This window comes from uncultured Algoriphagus sp. (genome assembly GCF_963974835.1).
In the GTDB taxonomy this organism is placed as follows: Bacteria; Bacteroidota; Bacteroidia; order Cytophagales; family Cyclobacteriaceae; genus Algoriphagus.
Window position 1 is genome coordinate 1 of record NZ_CAXBET010000023.1, and the last position, 17,521, is coordinate 17,521.

At 37.2% G+C, this 17,521-nt stretch carries 10 protein-coding genes; 7 read left to right on the forward strand and 3 right to left on the reverse strand.

The genetic code is table 11. The features are described 5' to 3' along the window. The first annotated feature begins 39 nt into the window (after positions 1–39). Positions 40–504 carry an FkbM family methyltransferase gene (locus AACZ73_RS22170; protein ID WP_339881135.1) on the forward strand — a complete coding sequence of 155 codons (465 nt, stop codon included), beginning with the start codon at positions 40–42 and terminating at the stop codon, positions 502–504. Between the two features lie 58 nt (positions 505–562). On the opposite strand, the gene AACZ73_RS22175 is transcribed toward AACZ73_RS22170, so the two are convergent. Further along, a complete protein-coding gene (locus AACZ73_RS22175; RefSeq protein WP_339881137.1) occupies positions 563–1,726 on the reverse strand; it encodes a glycosyltransferase family 1 protein in 1,164 nt (387 codons plus the stop codon). A gap of 425 nt (positions 1,727–2,151) precedes the next feature. Beyond that, positions 2,152–2,400, reverse strand: a complete 249-nt coding sequence (locus AACZ73_RS22180) for a GIY-YIG nuclease family protein (RefSeq protein WP_339881139.1) — start codon at positions 2,398–2,400, stop codon at positions 2,152–2,154. Between the two features lie 298 nt (positions 2,401–2,698). Between AACZ73_RS22180 and AACZ73_RS22185 the strand changes: the two genes are divergently transcribed. Next, positions 2,699–3,988 (forward strand): site-specific integrase, encoded by a 1,290-nt coding sequence (locus tag AACZ73_RS22185; RefSeq protein ID WP_339881140.1) that lies wholly within the window; start codon positions 2,699–2,701, stop codon positions 3,986–3,988. Between the two features lie 224 nt (positions 3,989–4,212). Here the strand turns inward: AACZ73_RS22185 and AACZ73_RS22190 are convergent, their stop codons facing one another. Further along, on the reverse strand, positions 4,213–5,688 hold the full coding sequence (locus AACZ73_RS22190; RefSeq protein ID WP_339881142.1) for a hypothetical protein: 1,476 nt from the start codon (positions 5,686–5,688) through the stop codon (positions 4,213–4,215). A 977-nt stretch (positions 5,689–6,665) separates the two neighbouring features. Between AACZ73_RS22190 and AACZ73_RS22195 the strand changes: the two genes are divergently transcribed. From AACZ73_RS22195 to AACZ73_RS22215, 5 genes are all read left to right on the forward strand, one after another. Beyond that, positions 6,666–8,684, forward strand: a complete 2,019-nt coding sequence (locus tag AACZ73_RS22195; protein ID WP_339881143.1) for a caspase family protein — start codon at positions 6,666–6,668, stop codon at positions 8,682–8,684. 40 nt (positions 8,685–8,724) lie between these two features. After that, entirely contained in the window at positions 8,725–13,347 is a 4,623-nt protein-coding gene (locus tag AACZ73_RS22200) for a caspase family protein (protein WP_339881144.1), read from the forward strand. A gap of 593 nt (positions 13,348–13,940) precedes the next feature. Beyond that, entirely contained in the window at positions 13,941–14,117 is a 177-nt protein-coding gene (locus AACZ73_RS22205) for a hypothetical protein (RefSeq protein WP_339881146.1), read from the forward strand. 325 nt (positions 14,118–14,442) lie between these two features. Further along, positions 14,443–16,287: a tetratricopeptide repeat protein gene (locus AACZ73_RS22210; RefSeq protein ID WP_339881148.1), complete on the forward strand. Its 1,845-nt coding sequence runs from the start codon at positions 14,443–14,445 to the stop codon at positions 16,285–16,287. Positions 16,288–16,406: 119 nt separating this feature from the next. Next, positions 16,407–17,489, forward strand: a complete 1,083-nt coding sequence (locus AACZ73_RS22215) for a YCF48-related protein (protein WP_339881150.1) — start codon at positions 16,407–16,409, stop codon at positions 17,487–17,489. Positions 17,490–17,521 lie beyond the last annotated feature (32 nt).

Genomic DNA, 17,521 nt, shown 5'->3' on the forward strand with positions numbered 1-17,521 from the left:
CTCTGGGGGGTCAATTTGCAGCGCCGATAGGGGGTCAATTTGATCGCTATATGCAATAACTTCAATTTAACTAATGTAACTCTCCATCAAAAGGCCGTTTGGACGGAAAAAACAGAACTGACATTTCATTCTGATGGGGGAATGGGAGGAAGCGTGGATCATATTTATAAAACTACTGAGCAGGTAATTACCAAGGTCTCAGCAGTCCCCCTGTCTGACTGGATTTCAGAAAATGTCGATTTTCTGAAAATCGATATAGAGGGTGCTGAGTACGAAGTCCTTAAATCCTGTCAAAAGCTACTAGGAAATGCTTCGCATATTTTCTTTGAATATCACAACGATGTCAATAAACCTCAGACACTTCATATTCTTTTGGCTATGATTGAAGCTGCGGGATTCCGATACCACCTAAAAGAATCTTCTGCCAGGGCCCGCCCTTTTGTAGAAGATAGGCTTATATGTGAAAGATTTGACATGGCAATTACAGTTTTTTGTTATAAATAATTTAAGCCTTCCACGAATTCAGCTTGAAGAATAATGACTTTGAAGCGGAATAATGTCTTTAATGGGCAAGGGCTGGCCTTACTGGGCTTAATTGCATTACCTCATCGTATATTTCCATCATTTGCCTGGAGATAATTTGCTGGTCAAAACGCTGAATATTAAAGTAACCTCTCTGGATCATCAATTCGCGCTGATTTGGATCATTGAGCAGATCAATATGCTCAATAAGGGAAGCTGTATCGTCAGGAGCCCCATAAAGAGCCCCATTTCCACCCGCTTCTCTAAAACAAGATCCCGTGCTGGTGATAACAGGCACTCCCATACGTTGGGCTTCAATAATTGGGATACCAAATCCCTCGAAATAAGAAGGGTAAATGAATATATGGGCCATTTTGTAGACCGCAGGCAGATCTTCGAAGGATACATCATGTAAAAATAAAACCTTCTCCTCTAAGCCATTTTCTTCCACAAATGCCTCTAAAACTGCCATATAAGAGGTATGCTTTCCTATTACAACCAGAGGTGTCTCCCAATCTTTGCGCTCCTTCAAGGCTTGTAAAATCAACTGAACATTTTTACGCTTATCGATGGTACTGACAAATAGCAAATAACGGTCTGGAAGCTGATATTTTTCTTTGACCTGTGCGCATTTTTCCAAGCTTAATTTCTGGTTAAAAATATCATGGACGCCTTGGTAAACCACTTTTATTTTATCCGGGTCAATACTGAAGTAGTCAATAAGATCTTTTTTGGTTTGCTCACTGACTGCGATTACCTGATCGGCCACTTTGCAGGATCGGGCCATTTTCATTTTATAAATTTGTACGTCGATCGGATTAAATTGCTCTGGGTATCTGCAGAAAAGCAGATCGTGAACGGTGACCACGTATTTTGTGGATTTGTTTTTGAAAAGTGGTATTTCATTGCTTAGTCCATGAAATATATCCAACCGGTTTTCACAATGCTTCATTCCCTGGAAAATACTTCTCCAGATCCCGGATATTACTGGAAGGTTCCAGAGTTCACTAGGTGTAATGGTCCTTTGATTTGTGTTTTTACAGGCGTAGGATATCTCAGCAGCTTCCTTTCTGACTTCAGGAGTAAATAGAAGGTAGTTGTTATTTGGGAAGTTTTGGCTTAAAGACTTTAGGATGAACCGGCTGTAATTGCCAAGTCCTGTGAAGTTTTTGAATGCACGTTTTGCATCAAATCCGATTATCATAAGTGGCTGGTCTAGTAAGTTTTCAAAATTAAGGACGAAATAGAATCCAATATTGCTACAGAATTCATCCGCGAAATGGAAAAAATATTCTAGTTATTAGGGCTGCTCAAGGTATTACCCTTGTATTGAGGTCGTTCAAAGAGGGCTTACTGAGTAATCTTGCAAATTACCTGATATTAAAAACGTATGAATTTAACTATTATTTAGTGTGGATTCAAGAATTCTTCAAGAAGAATAACTATTCAACAGCAAATCAAAAATTTATTTTCGTTTAAACAACAGTGAAAAGAATTGTAGTTAGTGTAATGCGTTTGACGGTTTGAAATGGTCTAGACGTAAAAAAAACTGACACTTTCGTATCCGGTTTTGCTCCTCCTCAAGGACTTGAACCTTGGACTCTTCCCGATGAATCGGGATCAGTTGCCCTACCCAAACCTCTGTTTCAGTTCAGCGATTGCCGAAGGATTGAGTCTTAGGTCAAGAAGATAGTTTCTGGACTTCATATTTTTCAAGTATTTTTCAATCTTCAGAGCTTGGGATTTTCCCAGTTTTTCAATCAGTAGGTGAACTGCCCAGGGTTTTCCGTTTTTTGTCCAGATGTTATTTTGGAGGCTGTTGTGAAAATCAAAACGGGCTGAAAAATCGGAGGTATAGCCAATGTAGAATTTATCCAAACTCCTGGAATATAAGATATATACTGAAAAGCCCATGGCACATATGTAAACAAAAAAAGCCTCAGATCTTACGAAATGAGGCTTTAGTAGCTCCTCCTCAAGGACTTGAACCTTGGACCCTCTGATTAACAGTCAAATACAACCCTATTTGAATATTTGTAGTATATTTGTTAAAACGTTGATATATAGAATTTTATATCTTAAGTAGAAGTTCTGTTACGTGTCTATTTATACGTTTATTGACCGATTTTTGTGCAAATTTTGTGCAAATTTTTTATGGAATTTAATCACATTCGAAATGACTAGAAGATTAGAGAATGCAAAAGATCCTGTTGAAATTTCACTGTATTTGGATACCAGGAGAGCAAAACAAAATGGCCTCTATCCAGTTAAAATTAGGGTTTATGACGGGAATACTAAAAAAGTGAAGCTGTACTCTACCGATTATGATCTGGATGAAAACCTGTTCGAAAAGGTGATTTTTCCAGTCAAAGGACAACGGTTAAAGGACGTCGAAAAAGCAATTAAAGGTGAGCTTGATGACCTTTTGTACTTTTATACCGGAAAAGTACAGAAAATACAATACTTCACTTTCGACGCATTGGACAATGTCCTTACATCCAAAACAGGAGACATTACAGATGTGTTTTTTCAGTATGAGGCTTATATAAATGATTTGAGGGATTTTAAGAGAGTTTCTACTGCATCAAGCTACCAGTTAAGTATGCAGTCCCTAAAGTCCTATCTGAAATTCAAAACAGGCAAGGAGGTGAATAAACTTCGCTTTCATGAGATTACTGTCAAGTTCTTGAATAACTATGAATTGTGGATGGTTGAAAACAGAGGGAGAACTCATACCACAGTGGGGATATACTTAAGGGGTTTACGTGTAATATTTAACAGAGCAATTGATTTAAAAGTTATAACATCAGAGCTTTATCCTTTTGGTGCGAAAAAGTATGACATTCCCTCTTCTGCCAATAAGAAAAAGGCATTGAATGGGGAACAGCTAAGTAGGTTATTTCATTCTAAACCTGAAACAGCCGAACAGGCTAAAGCTCGGGATTTTTGGTTTTTCTCCTTCGCATGTAATGGAATGAACATGAAAGATATCCTTCACCTGAAATGGAATAATATTGACGGGGAATACATTGAATTTATTAGGGAAAAGACAAAACGTACTAAAAAAAAGAACAGTAAAATTATTCAGGTTCCTATCACTTCATTTACTAGATCCGTCATTGAGAAGTATGGAGATCAGAAAGGTGGATCAAGCAGCTTTATTTTTCCTGTTTTGAATGAAAGCATGTCTGCAGAAAGGCAGCATTTAGTTAAAATGAATTTTATTCGATTTGTAAACCAACATTTGAAAAGATTGGCTGAAGCAAATGACCTTCCCCAAGAAATATCAACTTATTGGGCACGCCATTCCTTCGCTACTTCAGCAATTCGGAATGATGCTAGTATGGAATTCGTAAGTGAGTCTTTGGGACACTCTGATGTAAAAACGACACAGAGATATTTTGCCGGATTTGAAGATAAAACCAAGAAGGACATCCTTTCCAAAATCACTGCATTTATGGATTGAGTTAGTGGTTTATAGGGTTCTATTTTGTTTATCAAGACATCAAAATATGTTTTGTCTGGAAATATTCTCATTAATTTATCACAGAAAAACACCAATCGACATGCACCAGGTAGTTATAAACGGTAATCTGAAACTAAATACACAGGAAGTTTAAGTACCCATGTTGTATCACTTACTAAAGTATTCCAACGATAAGGTGAGTAAAATTGAATAGTATTAAATAGTTATTCCATCAATTTTAAATACCGGGATACGGACCATAATTTAATATCGGTTTGATCTGCTGTGGCATAAAAATCACTCAGATAACCCGCAAGTTTTAAATAATACTTATTGTCAGAAAAGTCAATAAACTCAGAAAATGCGCGTATGCGTTTCTCTACTTCGTGATTATCAGGGATCAGGATTTTTAGTTCGCGAATGGTCTCGAAAACTCCGGATTTAAAATCTTTTTGAATCTCCAGCAGAATAAACTTTCCGGTTATTTGTTGGGAATAAGGAGTAAACATTCTTCTATCCAATATTAATTTTCCAACTTCATCAAAAGTTAAGTTGAGATTTAAACCGATTTCCTTACAAACAGCCCTTACCTTTTCCTGTTTACTTATTTTAAAGTGTTCCAGCTTTCGCATATGCAGTAAAAGCATTTCTTCATCAGTACCTGAACTTTTTATAGGATCAGCATATTCATAAAGCGTTTCTTCAACTTTTTTTACAGAATTGGAATTTAGAAACAGCCTTTTGACTGGGCTAGTCATTCCTTCGTTGTTACATTTTATCAAGACTGCTTTGACTGGATTATTTTCTGCAACTACCCAATCATCGTAATTAAGCATTTCACCGTTTTTTAAAACATGTTTATATCCATTTTTCCTTAAACGACCACTTATCTCGAAGACTAAAAAATCATTAAAATTCGAAGTTTTCGATTTACTTTTAGCTAATAGAGATTCAATATTCAGTTTTCCCATTCTTCCGTTTATCCTGCTGTTCTCACGGATCTTTGCGAGATTTTTTCTTTTTTCATCATTTGGGAAATCACAGTCTACGATAAGCCTTATGCATAACTCCTGAAACTCCGGTTTCTCAGCAGCTAATGCAGCATTGACATATTCTTCCGCAGCTGAAGTGCCTTCTTTCAATAGGCCCAGTTTCATATAATAATAAAATGCTCCCTGTGGTTTTTTAATAGCTTTTAATGCTGCTTTAAATGCCTCTATTGCCATCTCCTTTTCTCCCAAATCAGCATAAAGGACTCCCATTAATGCCAATTCATCAATTGAAATACTTTTTGGATCATAATGGCTCAGACTTTCTTTAATATGCTGGGCAACCTCTTCGTTCAAACTTCCACCTTCACGGAGCATTACTGATAATTGATGACGGGCCACGTTGATTTTAGCCCGGAGGTGGTTAGAATTTTTAGAAATGGCTTTTTGCCATAATCCCAATCCTTTAGCGAACTGTCCAGAAAGGTAATGGCAATTACCTAAGACGAAACAAGTTTCGTCACACCAATCTTGCGTAGGAATATTGTATAAAAAGTTCTTTGCTGACTCAACATCGTCTTCCAATAATGCCGATATACCTAGAATCAAAAAAACAATATGATCAATTTTTTGAAAAACTTTACCGAATCGCAGGTCTTCCAGCTCTAATGATGTTGTATCATACCTGTGGCTATTCTTACCTATTCTCATGTTTAGATGAGCCCTGGAAATCAAATAGCCCAGGTCGCCATAAAGCTCATTGTTTTTAATCCTGAAGTATCCCCAAATGATTAAGTCTGACGACTTATTCTCGAAGACTACCCTGGCTTCTTGTGCATTACTTATTTTCCTTTCATTCTCGTCAAATTCCAAATCTATCCGCTCTTTAAGCCTGCCTTCAGCTAAACGGAAGCGAAAAATATCCTTGATTCTCTGATTGAATTCTTTTTGGCCAGTATTTGTATCAGCGATAATACTAATGAGAATCTTTATTTTTTTAGTATTCCTGATAGCTTTGATTCTATCAGTCTGTGAGATTGATATTTTTTTTGTTTCTAAGATGATTGCATCATTCTTGATAAAATCTTTCCAGGATTCATATCCAATCAAACGGCATAATGAAGTTAGCTTAGCCTCGTAGAAATTGTTAACATTTACTTTGCTTGGATTGTCTATTCGTTTACCCGCAAGTCTATTGACTAGGTCTTTGACTGTAGATTTTCCAATACTTTCTGATGTCGAATTGCTTTTTTGCAGGGATATGGCGGCTATTTCACCTGCAAAGTTGTCAATATAAATTCCTTCGCTTTTTTCAATAGAATTCGTAAAAACAGCTCCGATTCCCCGCTTTAGTAATGACTTATTAGGGAAATATTTGCTTAAGAGAATGCAAATCAAAACATAACAATATTTATAACTTTCCTCATCGCTAATATTGACTAACTGCATAAAAAGATCGATTTGCTTAAAAGTTAGATTTACTTTTCAATATAGGAGAAAAAACCAATCAAAGGAATGCTTTCCATTATTTCCAAATCACATTATTGTATGCCTGAAATACGTTAATTGTGTTTTAAATGTGTATTTACTGTTACCTAGCTTGTCCTTTTTCAAAGTATATATTATTTTAATAAAAGATTCCTGGTTCATTTGGCCTATATCATCCACCTCCCAATTTCAGACTTTAAATGCCGGAAAAAGGTAAAACACTTTATGCCTCTCTAATTGGCCTTAATCAATATGAAGGGGGGGTAAAACCCTTGTACGGCTGCATAAACGATGTTCTAAAAATTGATGCTTTGCTTAGGGTGTTTTGCGAACAGAAAAAAGAGCCGATTGAATACAAGCCACTCTACCTGCTTTCACCTGATGAAGCAGGAAATAAGGAGCTTGAAAAGTATCGAAACAGTATGGACCTCAACCTGACCTATAGTGCACCGACCTTTCAAAACGTGTCTCAATTGGCATTTGCTCATATGGAAAAGGCCATCGATGAGAAGAAGGACCTCTGTTTGCTTTATTTCAGTGGACACGGAGGGACTACCACGGATGTGCCTCCCGGCTTTAAAACAGGAAAAATTGAAACCTTGGTTTGCCAGGACAGCCGTAGTAATGCCAGAGATTTACGAGACAAAGAAATTTCTTTTTTGCTTCACAGAGTTTTAGATAAGAAATCCATGGTGCACTGTCTGGTAATCATGGATTGTTGTCATAGCGGAGGGATGACTAGGGGAGAGTATGAAGGTTATCGATCGATTGACTATTCCGACAAAGGTGCAAAGCTTAAGGAGTACCTGGGTTTCAAGGAGGGTTTCTACAAGGTCACAGGTGGCCAGCTTGTTTTTCCCATTGCTGACTACGTGCATCTTGCAGCCTGTTCCGCAGATCAAAAAGCCATAGATTCAAGCGATGGAGGATACTTTACCAAAGCGCTGGTAGATATGTTAATTAAAGACGGTCGTGCAAGCTACCGTCAGATCACCAAAAAATTGAATGCCTCCTTTACCGTATACAACAATAGACAAACTCCAATTGTTCATAGCAGGGAAGATTGGAAGCTAGACAGGGAATTTCTAGGAGAGGGTTTAGTTTCCATTAAAAGAACTTTTGAACTCAGATACAATAGGGAAAGAGGTCGCTGGCAATTGAATGCTGGATCTATTCATGGATTAGTGCCTTCGAAAGATGGTTCGAGGACCAGAATCAGGGTTGATGGGACTAACATTGAAGGTGAATTGACTGTGGTGGAACTGGCTCGCTCCATTGTGAGCGGAGATGATCTGAATCAATTGGATATTTTCGATGATTCGCACTCTGCATCCTTAATTGCATTGGCGATTCAACCGATAACAATGGGAATATCCAGATTGAATGAGGCTATGAAGAGGGAGTTGGCACAAGCAAAAGAAAATCATAATTGCCTGTTTGTAAAATTTTTGGCCGACTCCAGTAAAAACTGCAGTTTTCAAATTATTGCAAAAAACAATGGATTTTCCCTGGAGCAACATCCCTGTATTTCTCCAAGAGGAGATGCTATAGAATTCCTTGAAATTATTGAATCAGTTGCGCGCTATAGCTATTTTAGAAGCCTTATCGGCGATCCCTCTGGCTTTAATTTAATGGATTTTGAATTTACAGTGGAGGCTATTGAAGGAAAGCTGATCAGAAATTCTAGATCACTTAGCAGGGTAAAAGGGAAAGTATCCATTATTCATCCGAATGCTACTTTATGTCTTAACTATATCAACAATCGTCAGCCTGCTTTCCGTTTTTCCATCAGACTACGGGAAAACTCTAACAGAATAGATTGCTTTGTATCCGCTCTTTATTTTAGTAGCGAATTTGGGATTTACGACAACTTTTTAGCCAATGTAAGTCTATCATTCGAAAATCCACTGGCTCATCTGAACTACTTCAATACTGAAAATTCATTGATTCACGCCATCCCCTTAAAAGTTAATACCGCTTTTTCTGAAAAGGGAATAGAGTGCGTAGATGAATGTCTGAAAATTATTATTTCTGACAGACCTCTGGATTTGAGTATTATCAGTCAACCCGACTTAATTCTTAACAACAGAAATGTAATGCGGTCAAGCAAAGGAAAAAAAAGGAGTAAAATAAGAGAGCAAGCCATTACAAAGGACTTTTTTGAAACTTTCGTGGTATATGATTTTCCCATAAGACTTTGTCGCCAAATAGCTGTATAATTTTGATTTTCTGATGTTTAATGATAAGAAGATAGAGTTTATGAACAACCAGTTAGCAGGGGAGAGAGGGCCAGGACTTGAAGAAAAAAAATCTGTACCAAACATAATATGCCAAGGCAGGATGCATCTTCTAGCGATTGGAATAAACGAATATAAAAATCAAGAATTTTGGAAACCACTTAATCATCCTGTAAGGGATTGCGAACGCTTGTTTAAAGTCTTGAAAGAACGTTATGCTCTTGCTTCACAAGAAATTCTTTTAAATAAACAGGCAACATATCATGCTTTGATGGAAAAGCTTGAAGAAATGACCAGTCCAAACGAGCAGGGAATCCTACCTATTGGTCCTGAGGATAGTTTAATCATCTATTTTGCCGGCCATGGGCATCGCTATAAAGAGAAGGGGGGTAGTGGTCATTTATCAGAAAAAGGTGCTCTCGTACTGTATGATACCAAGGATCCTAAAGATGCCGATAAACCAGAAAACCTTTTTTTGGATTGTGAAATGTTAGCGGAATGGGTGTCCAAATTTAAAGCAGGCCATATTCTCTTAATATTGGATGCATGCTTCGGAGGCCTGTTTCAAAATTTGGAAGTAACCCTTCCTGCTGAACTTATCCCAACGAATCCTAGAAACGATGTCGATACTCCGTCCCGATGGATTCTTACCTCAGGTAGATGGGAACCCGTGCCAGATAAAAGCTATTTTTCCGAAATATTGGCCGATTTGCTCCGTAACAACAAAAGCGACATAACGATTGATTCTCTAATTGAAGAATTGCGCAACCGAATTAAGTTATTAAACCAATTCAAACTCAAAAGTCAGCCTATTCCCAATCCCTATCTGAAGAAATTGGTGAAAGACTTAGACGGGGGCGATTTTTTATTTGAGTTAGGTGATGAAACACGCAAAGGAATTGTCGAAGAGCAAAGTCTCTCACTTTCTGAACTCCTGAAAAAACGGTCTGCCTCTTATCGCCAATCATTAATGATGGGACGTTTTAGATATTTACGAATTGAGCAAGTATTACTACCGGAAAGTACGATTCCAATTGTTCAAAATGTAGAGGTATCTATCGATCAAGAAAAATTAAAATTGACAGATGCATTGGAAACACTCTGGAAAAGGAAACAAAGGCAGGCAGTAATTTTGGGATCTGGGGGTGCAGGTAAAACCGTTTCACTTTTAAATATATGGGAAGAGCTATTGGATAACGCCTCTGGGCCGATACCTATTTACATCCCTCTGAATGCCTATAATATTGCAGATGATGTAGAAAAGAAAAATTTTATATTCCACTACATTGCAAAGCACTATCTAGGGGAGCCTGAGGCGACCGCAGAGTCTATAAACAGGCTTTGGAACTATTTCAAACTCGAAAGTAAAACATACAAAGCTCCTTCTTTGGTCTTACTTTTGGATGGATACAATGAAATTACCTCGAATGAGAAATCAAAACTGGACGAAGAATTATGGCAATTGTATGCAATGTCTATGCAAGTCCAATGGATTGTCACCTCGAGATTTGTGGAGATAAAAAATTTTGAGTGGGCAAGGCAATCTACAGTTCTAGAATTGCAGTCACTCTCCAGAGCAACGATTGAAAATTATCTAAACCATAGTGTCGTTAATTTTCCGGAAACCAATGAAATGTGGGAGTTGCTAGAAAATCCAATGGCTTTGACTTGTTATGTAGGCACTGAAAGTGCCCTATTAGAATTCAAGGATGATATCGAATTTATTTTTTATAAGCCTAAAAGGTTCGCCGAATTGCTATGGAACTTTCAAGAAGTTCAGCTCGCCCAAGCTAAAAAAAGAAAATCATCTGAGTTAGATTATACTTTCTCTAAACTCTTATTGAAATACTTTCTTCCATATATCGCATGGAGAATGGAGAAATATGGGCATTATTTTTTGCCTATAAAGGAATTAGATAATAGCGATTTTCACTTAGGGAAACTGGTTGAAGATTGGATAGGCACTGCAATTACAAAGGGATTCATAAATGAATTTCCAAGTATTGTAAAGATGAAAGATGAGCTACAATTAGAATCAAGGGATGGTTTTTCTTCACTAGTAAGAAAGGTTAAGATCCAAGAAACCTTATTATACCATTTAAAGGCAATGGTACGGGAAGGCGATGAATTGGGCTTTATTCACCAGAACTTTAGGGATTTTTATGCAGCCAGTCATTTGCTTAATTGTATCAAGGTTTCCTTAGCAGTAGAAAGACGTCCTATAGAGTGGCAAGAACGAGCATTTCCAATCTATTTACGCAAAATGATAGGAGAGTTGGAAGGGGAGTATCTTTTTGATCCTTATCTAATGCTGGAGACCAAAAGTATTGACCCTCCAAAGAGAATTAAAGAAAATTGGCTAACTAAATTGACGGTGCAATGTCGTGGGCCTGCGGACATGACTGCGGACTTTACAGTTTGGAATTTGGTTACTATATTACATGAAACAAGGGGGACTTTGGCAGGGGCTGATCTAAGTAGTTTGGATCTTCGAAGGCTCCAATTTAACCAAATTCAATTTTCAATTTTCACAGGGAGAGAATATTTAACGCCTAAGTTTGAAAAATCTAAAATTAATGGGAGTCAGTTTTTTCTCCATGGGCATTCTGAATCAATTTCAAATGTAAAGTATGGAAATAACGATCAATTTTTTATTTCTTATTCAAATTATGATGTTAGAGAGTGGTTAGTGGAAACAGGGGAATTAACTAAGGTTATTTCACATGAAAAGAACAAAATTATATATGCTGGATATGAAGAAAATGGAAGAAAAATAGTTACAGTTTCAGAATCATTAGATCTAGTTGAATGGAGTGGTTCTGGAGTTTTTTCAAGTATAAATTATAATCCTGTTGACTTTCCTCAAGGAAAATTTAAAAGACGGTTTTCTCGTAAAGGATTTATAGCATTTACGCAAATGGATTTGAAATCAGTAATTATTTCAAAAGATTATCAAAAGTTTTGCACAATATCTAATGAAGGAAATGTTGAAGAATGGATTATTGATTCAGCTGAAAAATACGAGTATTCCAGTAAAGTAATTTTCGGAACAAAGGCTCTAGCTTATAGTCCTAATGGTCAATTTATTCTTTGTGTTACAAAGCAAGGAAGTGTAAAAGAAATAGATTGCGCTACACGAAGTGTTTCGTTTGAATATAAATATTCTGGCGAAGGTGCAACTTTTGCTACATATAGCCCTCAAGGTAATCGAGTTCTAATTATTAGCAGGGATTATCATGTTGAAGAATTTTGTAAATTTAGTTCTACTGCAATATTTAGCTTTGAAATCCATACTAGTAAAGTTACTTCAGTTTGTTATAGTCCATGTGGAAGTAAAGTTTTAATTGCAACAACAGATGGGGATGTTAAACAATGGTCGTGTAGTCAAAAGAGATGTCTAAGTGCTTATCATAAAATCTTTCCCGGAATAATTTCTATTAATTATAGTTCTGATGGAAGAAGATTTTTGGCAGCATCAGACAAAGGTTCTATTAATGAATTTAGTATTGATTCAGGTCGATTAGCAAATTCATATAATTTAAATAGTGATATAGAAATAGTTTCAATAAGCGTGTCAAACAAGTTTCGACATTTATTGGTGCTATATAGAAATGGAACCATTGAGCTGTGGAATTTAATTAAAAGAGCTTGTGTTAACACTTTTCTGTTAAATAAGCAGGGATTTGAATCAATAATTATTTCTCCAAATGGACAAAATTTTGTTTCTTTTGGCGATAACCTCGGTGTATTTAAATATTGGTCTAGCTCAACAGGCAAAAATATACACACCTTTATAGGGCACCGTAGCAAAGTAATTTCTGTAATTTTTAGTGAAAATGGAGAAAGAGTTCTTTCTATTTCACTTGATCGGACTGTAAAAGAGTGGTGTTCCTTGTCTGGTAATCTAATCCATTCTTTTCCAACTCATAAAACTAAAGCTATACTAACGATTTATAGTGTGTGTGGTAAAATGATCTTAATAATTTCTGAAGATGGTACTGCGGAAATGTGGTCGTCTATCAAAGGTAAATTGATATACATTTTTCCCAAAACAAAGAAAGGTTATTCTACTGCTGCGTTTTCTCCCAATGGTATGTATATCCTTTTAGGAACAAACGACGGGAGAATCTTAAAGTATTTATTAGATAACTTTATAGTGTTAGATGATAGGCAAATTCATCAAGGTCCTCTAAACTCAATTGCCTTTAGCAATTTGAATAAATTATTTTTAACATGTGCTCTGGATGGATGTATTAATATTTATTCAGAAAGAGATTTTTGTTTAATTCATAGATTTTTCATAGTTGAATCTAATGATTCTACTTGTCGTTCAGGGATCAATTTTTTATCGTTTAGTCCCAAGGATACTCATCTTATATTTAGACAGTTAAATGGAGAGTTAAAGGAATATTTGCTTAGTACCGATAAATATGTCTTAAACACAGCCAGTGGCGTAAAATGGATGCAAGAATCCTATCAAGGACTTTTTATACAAGGAGTAGATTTCCGTAAGCTTAGCAAGGACGCTAGGTTTAATTTTCGTGAAAAAATTGATTTAAATAAGTATGGGGCAATCTTTAACGATCAGGACAAGTCAAATTGGGAAGCGGCAGTGAAGGATGCCTATGGGGACATGGTAGAATAAAACATTCTCGATTATGTATGCTTTGCTGGAATGCTTGATCACCCGTGAGTGTCTCAACTTTTGATTAGGATAAGGATGACAAGGACTATCTCGTTGTATTTATTCACTGACAAGCCTTCGCATTACCGAATGGTGTGAGCTTTCTAATCAGGGGGCATTTTCTTTGGAAGTCCGGTGACAACGGTGATAGTCTCAAAACTAAATACCAGTAACCGCTTTGACTTTTTTATTTTTGATTCGCTCCGCTAAGCTCACCGAAAGTCTGACTTGACCGTTTGCTGCCAAGAGTTGAAGTAAACTGATCCAAGCTATTGGTCTTAGTATTTCTTCCCCTTTTTCGTCTATTTTTTAAAATAGTAAGGAACCACACTCACTTGACGAAAAAAAAACTAAAAAAACCAAAAAAAAAAAATTCTAGAAGTCACCACCAACCAAGTGCCTTGTTTAAGCTTGTTTAGACCTTTTTTAAGAAAAATTCATGAATATAAATCAGGCAAAGAGCAAAAATATGCTTGACTTTGAGCTTGACGTCAAGCAGATGAACTAAGGGATAAGTATTCCTGAGATTTCGCTACAATCAAACGATAGTAGTTATGAAAACCTCAGCAAAAAAAATCTCAAAAAGTATTCTTGTAGGAGTTTTAATGTGTGTATCATTAGGGGGTTGTGGCTTCCTTTCTAATGACAAGGATGATCTAAATCCTTCAAAAAGCCAGACTGTTATGGACACCGGTGATCCTGACGAAGGGGATCCTGATCGTGACGACTGAGCAATCCATGGTGCTTGAGTAATCAAGATAATACAACTAATATGTATGAATTTATAGCCACTCTATCCATCGGTGCAGGCTGTTCCTGCACCGATGTTACTTTAGTGGAAATTAAGTGTTAATAATCTATTTCCTTGAAATTCCGACAAGTTACTTTTTCGGTTTTTCCTTTCTTTAAATTTAGGTTATACTTGGTAAGTGGCAAGCCTTGAGAAGATTATAATTTAATACTAACTGGTAAATGCTGCTCATAGAAATTATAGCTTTCTAGAATTGAAGCTTTTTAAATTGTTTTTGGAATTCTTATTTTAATTCAAAATATCCCATGACTTTTCTACTCTTGGCTTTTCTATGGGGATGGGCAGCCTTCCAGCAAGTAAGCAGCTTTTCCGACCCAACTCCAGACTCCCTTTACAAACAGGCAAGCCACTACCTCGATCAAGGTGAATATCGAAATGCAATCATCAACTTAAGATCATTGGAGCAAAGCAGGGTCTGGTCCAAAGAAGCAGTGAACTTAAGAAAAACCTACAACAACCTGGGATTTGCCTATTACAAACTTGACAAGTTTGATTCCAGTGTGTTTTTCTACAAAAAAGCACATGACTATGCGGTCGCTCTGAAAGACTCGACAAAGATCGTTTCCGCTTTTAATTCCATCGCTCTGAGTTATCGTAAACTCGGTAACTATGGTCTTTCCCTAGAAAACTACCAGAAAGCTCATGAGCTGGCCATCCAGCAGGGTGATCGGGATATTTTAGCCCAAATCCTAACTAACTTGGGGTTGGTGTACCAAAACTTAGACCGAAAAGAAGAGGCACTTGCCCATCATAATAAGTCTTTGGTATTTGCCAGACAAGCAAAAGATTCTACCTCAATAGCTATTGCACTAAATAACATCGCCCTTAGCCACAAGGCTCTAGGTGCCTTGGATAGCAGCCTATACTACAACTTGAAAAGTCTGGAGCTGAAAAAGCAACTGGGAAATAAACCCAGTGCTATCGTGTCCACATTAAATAATATAGGTATTACGCATCTGGCAATGGGAAATCTCGCTAAAGCCGAAACGTACTTTTTGGAATCCAACCTATTATACAAAGAGGTAAAAGATACCTCAGGCCTGTTGATCAGCTATATAAACCTTGGGGATCTTGCTCTGAGAAGAAATCAATTAGTTCTAGCCCTTGCTTATCTGGATTCTGGAGCTGTGCTTTTTCCACAAGTCAGTGATCTGGTATTTAAAAGAGATAATCTGGTGCTACGTTTGGAGGTTTTGGAAAAGCAGGCTCACTTTTCAGAGGCTTTAGCTGTGTACAGGGAATTAACCGCTATCAATGAGCGGATCTTCCAGGAAGAAAAACTAAATGTACAGGAAGTGGAAGCTAGGTATCAAATCAATCAGGAATCCCTCCTCCGGGAGACCGCGGAGCAGAAGACAATTCTTGCGGAAGCCAATGCGAAGTCCGCCAAACAGTTTGTCATTCTATTATCTGTCATCATCTTTTTGACTTTGCTTTTCGGTAGCCAACTATATCGCTTCAATAGGAAACTCCGGATAAAAAATGAAATCATCCAGGATCAAAAGCGGGACAACGAGCATAGGATATACAATTTTCTCTCCCGCCTTCAAGGATTACTCCGTATGGCCTCGGAAAACGTACAGGATCAGACTTCTCGGGAAATCCTATTAAATTCAGAGGCGGCGATCGTATCCGCTGCGGCTTTGCAGGAACATCTGACCTATACTGATCTAGAGAATGAAGAAATGCTTGTCGGCCAATACCTTACTGGACTGGCTGACCGTCTCAGAGAAATGTTTCAACTTACAGGCAATAACGTCGAGCTAAATGTTGATGTTAGTGGGGATGCAAAACTTCCTGTTCAAACTATATTAAATCTTGGATTGATAATTTCAGAAATCGTAACCAATTCCATGAAATATGCATTCCCAGCAGAGGTTCAAGAACCTTTTGTTGGGATTACTGTACAGAAAATTGGAGATTCACTCACTATCCAAGTTCGGGACAACGGGGTAGGAATTGCTGATATTAACAAAAAAGGCATAGGATCCGGACTTATCCAACGACTGGCAAAATATATCAAAGCTGAACTTTCTTTAATTAATGATGCCGGGACACAGTATTCAATTGCCTTGAAGGTGAAGGAGTGAGAGCGAGTCAAATACTATTTTATACATCTTTTTAAGCATTATGATTAAAGATCACTAAAACTGGTGAATGGCAAGCTATTAGCAATTTTTATCTTTCGTTTCCAATGTCATGATTCTCTATGAAACTCAGATACAATTATTTTCAAGGACTTGCTCTTCTTCTAATACCTATCCTGTATGCCTGTGAGCTGAATAAGGAAGACGATATTGACCCTATCATCGACGAACCTATTGTGGAGGAAAAAGTGGATGGGGGACTAGATACACTAGGCAAGTGGGAATGGGTTGATTTGGGAGAAATTGAATTGGGAGGACATGATATCGCATTTGGCAGTCCAGACACGGTATATATTATGAACAAAATATTTCATCCTTTTCCTGGATTGAAGGTTAGCTATGACGGAGGAATGACTTGGCTGCCTGGAGAAAGTCAATACAACATCATTTCGGGATATAATAAAATGCATTTAATTGATCATAATAATATTTTCTTATTTGGAAAATTTGCCCCAATGTTATCCTCATCCAATTACTCAGCAAATATATATAACTTCAATTTTAATGATTTATATAACTCAACTTATAGAAGCTTTTTTCATGAAGGGTGGAGGGGTTGTCTCGCTGATGTGGGGTCTAGAGGAGAAGATGTCTATGTTTTGGCCTTATCTAGTAGAGTAACAATTCAAGGAAAGTTAGGGGATGTGCAATACGATTTAAATCGGTATGGTGTTTATGAATCTATTGCTTTTGCGACGGACTCTGTGGGATTTGTCGGATCTGACGAGGGGGAGATCTTGATGACCAGCGACAGAAACAATTCATGGGTAAGCATTTTAAAAGACCCGGATAAACTGGCAATAGTTGAGTTGTTTTTCCATAATAGTAGTCTTGGCTTTGCATTGACCAATTCAAATGTCATGTACCGTACAACAAATGGGGGTAAGAGCTGGGATAAAATAATTCTACCCCATAAGTCCAATAAACAGGATATAGACTATCTGAATAAGAAAATAGTAATGGTTAATGATTCGCGGGGTTTTACCAATTATGGAATGGAAGTTTTTGAGACCACAGATGGAGGGCGAACTTGGCTAAGAACTCTGAGAGTAGGTAAAAATAGTGTAAATGGAATTTCTTATGATCATACAGGTGCAATTTGGGCTGTTACTGGTGCTGGTCTGTTGAAATTTGAACTTAATTGACCTATACCTTTATCCAAAGCAAAAATTTCTAT

Excerpts from the sequence above, each read along its gene's own strand:
- AACZ73_RS22205 (WP_339881146.1), top strand. The coding sequence starts at position 13,941 with ATGAAAACCTCAGCAAAAAAAATCTCAAAAAGTATTCTTGTAGGAGTT.
- AACZ73_RS22195 (WP_339881143.1), top strand. The coding sequence starts at position 6,666 with ATGCCGGAAAAAGGTAAAACACTTTATGCCTCTCTAATTGGCCTTAAT.
- AACZ73_RS22175 (WP_339881137.1), bottom strand. The coding sequence starts at position 1,726 with ATGATAATCGGATTTGATGCAAAACGTGCATTCAAAAACTTCACAGGA.
- AACZ73_RS22190 (WP_339881142.1), bottom strand. The coding sequence starts at position 5,688 with ATGAGAATAGGTAAGAATAGCCACAGGTATGATACAACATCATTAGAG.
- AACZ73_RS22200 (WP_339881144.1), top strand. The coding sequence starts at position 8,725 with ATGAACAACCAGTTAGCAGGGGAGAGAGGGCCAGGACTTGAAGAAAAA.
- AACZ73_RS22185 (WP_339881140.1), top strand. The coding sequence starts at position 2,699 with ATGACTAGAAGATTAGAGAATGCAAAAGATCCTGTTGAAATTTCACTG.
- AACZ73_RS22215 (WP_339881150.1), top strand. The coding sequence starts at position 16,407 with ATGAAACTCAGATACAATTATTTTCAAGGACTTGCTCTTCTTCTAATA.
- AACZ73_RS22210 (WP_339881148.1), top strand. The coding sequence starts at position 14,443 with ATGACTTTTCTACTCTTGGCTTTTCTATGGGGATGGGCAGCCTTCCAG.